The organism is Vibrio sp. 1562, from assembly GCF_033340155.1.
GTDB classification, from domain to species: Bacteria; Pseudomonadota; Gammaproteobacteria; order Enterobacterales; family Vibrionaceae; genus Vibrio; species Vibrio alginolyticus.
In genome coordinates this window covers 1-559 of record NZ_JAWOVY010000641.1, presented here as the reverse complement: position 1 = coordinate 559, position 559 = coordinate 1, and the positions used below count along the sequence as shown (strand labels likewise).

Below are 559 nucleotides of genomic sequence, written 5' to 3'. Positions count from 1 at the left end.
TGCTGCGGGCATGAGCATTGATGATGCCGTCATCGGGGTAACGCAAGGAGCACTAGATGCGTTTAGCCGTGACGAACTTCAAGGTGTAATTGCCCATGAGTTCAGCCACATCTTAAATGGTGATATGCGGTTGAATACTCGTCTGATTGGTGCGTTATTTGGCATTACCTGCATTGCTCATTTTGGTCATCTGATCTTGGATAACTCGAACAGCACTCGTCACGTATCACGCAGTTCTTCTGATTCAAACAAAGGCTTCGCTGTCATCATACTGATTGCGATTGTCTGCTTGGTGCTGGGTTGGTTAGGAACCTTGTTCGGCAACATGATCAAAGCAGCCATTTCGCGCCAACGCGAGTTTTTAGCTGACGCCAGTGCCGTGCAGTTCACTCGCAACGATCAAGGGATTGCGGGAGCGTTAAAGAAGATTGGCAGCAACGTTCAAGGCTCTACCTTAAACACGAAAGCCAGTGATGAAATGAGCCACATGATGTTTGGACAGAGTAAATTGTCCGGTTTCTCTAGTTTGTTCGCGACACACCCACCACTGGACGAAAGA

General features: G+C 48.1%; 1 protein-coding gene. It reads left to right on the top strand.

Annotation, left to right across the window (positions count from 1 at the left end; all coding sequences use genetic code 11):
- Window positions 1–559 (top strand): M48 family metalloprotease (locus R7Z49_RS26835; RefSeq protein WP_318112707.1); only part of this gene is annotated, 559 nt, incomplete at both ends.